This window comes from Vibrio sp. Vb1755, from assembly GCF_033338635.1.
Taxonomy (GTDB): domain Bacteria; phylum Pseudomonadota; class Gammaproteobacteria; order Enterobacterales; family Vibrionaceae; genus Vibrio; species Vibrio alginolyticus.
Window position 1 is genome coordinate 1 of sequence record NZ_JAWOTA010000088.1, and the last position, 1,677, is coordinate 1,677.

The window sequence follows — 1,677 nt, forward strand, 5'->3', positions numbered from 1 at the left end:
GTCAACACGGTTTTTACTTTAACGCTCAGCGTAGTATTGCGTTGGATCCAAACTCGCCACCAATTGGTGACAAGCTACGTGCAAATCCACCGAGCGAAATTGCAGGCAAGAAAGTATCGGTAACTGAGGACTTGAAAACTTCCGTTCGTACATTTGAGGATGGTTCAGAAGAGACGATTGATTTACCAGCAAGTGATGTGCTGATTTATCATCTTGAAGATAAATCTCGCGTAATCGTTCGTCCTTCTGGTACTGAGCCTAAGTTGAAATGTTACTACGAAGTCATCAGTGACTTCCCTGCTGACATGAGCTACGAGCAAACGCAACAAGCTGCGGAAGCCAAAATGAACGCGCTGATCGACGCACACCAAAAAAGCTTGTAACCCTCTCAACGAGTAGTCATGACAAGCTCATGACTACATACCAAAAGAGGCGCTGTTCGCGCCTCTTTTTCTGGATTTCTAACAAGCTAAACATCAGTAGCGACTATTCTGCGATTTCTTTTTGGAGGAAGTATTTGTGGATTCCCTCAGCCGGATAACCGGAATACTGCCCTACTTTTTCAAAGCCCAATTTGAGGTAGAAATCGAGCGCTTGGAAGCTGTAAGTATCTAAATAAATATGAGTCACGCCATACGGCTTCACATGCTGCTCTAACATTGCCATCAGTTTACTGCCTAAGCCCGATGTTCTGCTTTCTGCGTCCACCCACAAGAACTCCACAAAAACCGTATTTTTAAACATTTCCCCAGTAAGGCCGCCAATGATTTTGCCGTCTTCATCTTTTGCAAAGCAACCCACCGCATTCACTTCTCCTTCAGGTAAGTGCTTGCGGTTATATGATCGAATGCCATCACGAACGCAATCAAGATCGGCTTGCTCTGGGTTTAAACAAAATTCAAGTTTCATACATCCTCTCCTTGGAAAACGTTTCTATCCTAAAACAAAAAGCCAGCAATTGCTGGCTTTCCGATTGAATTTGATAGGTTTATAGCACGAAGCTGCTCAACATCCACAAAGCGAGAATCACAAACACCAACCCCATAAGTTTGTGTTGGTAAGTGCGGAACTTCTCATTCTCCAGCAACCCTTTCCCTAATGTACCAGCCAACGCTACCAATAATAGGTTGAACAAAAGACCAAGAACGTTCAACAACAAACCAAGCGCCAGCATCTGCTCGCCGGATGAAGCGGTAATATTGCTCGAAACGAACTGAGGCAAAAACATCACAAAAAAGACCAACGCTTTAGGGTTGAGCAAATTGCTCATTAATGCACGTTGATAGTAGGTCGATGCCATCTTATTTTTTTGATCAAGCTCTGGAGCAGATGAAGCTTCTGCTCTCAAGCAATCCCAACCCATTTTAAGTAGGTACGCACCACCTAAAAGGTGAAGTACTTTGAGTGCCACAGGGCTCATCGCAATCAGGGTTGAAACCCCCATCGCAGCAAGTAAAGTAAGGATAAGGCCAGACGTCGCGTTCCCCAGACTGGCAAATAGGCCAACCTTTTTGCCGTAGCTCATACTTGAGCTCGCAATCAGCAACATATCAGGGCCAGGCAAAAGCAATAAGGCGATAACCGCCGTGAGATAAATAGGAAGTACAGCTAAATCGATCATGATGGAACAGGTTTTCTACAACAAGGCGGCGAATCTTATACCAATAAATCAAACTC

Annotated in this window: 2 protein-coding genes and 1 pseudogene; 1 reads left to right on the top strand and 2 read right to left on the bottom strand. The window is 44.5% G+C overall.

The genetic code is table 11. The features are described from left to right. Nucleotides 1-383: pseudogene (locus R7E00_RS22785) on the top strand (phospho-sugar mutase); the annotation flags it as partial. A 103-nt stretch (nt 384-486) separates the two neighbouring features. Here the strand turns inward: R7E00_RS22785 and R7E00_RS22790 are convergent. Both R7E00_RS22790 and R7E00_RS22795 read right to left on the bottom strand, forming a co-directional pair. After that, nucleotides 487-909 carry a GNAT family N-acetyltransferase gene (locus tag R7E00_RS22790; RefSeq protein ID WP_005461900.1) on the bottom strand — a complete coding sequence of 141 codons (423 nt, stop codon included), beginning with the start codon at nt 907-909 and terminating at the stop codon, nt 487-489. A 79-nt stretch (nt 910-988) separates the two neighbouring features. Then, nucleotides 989-1,621, bottom strand: coding sequence for a LysE family translocator (locus R7E00_RS22795; protein WP_005498379.1), 633 nt, complete (start codon nt 1,619-1,621; stop codon nt 989-991). Nucleotides 1,622-1,677: the final 56 nt, after the last annotated feature.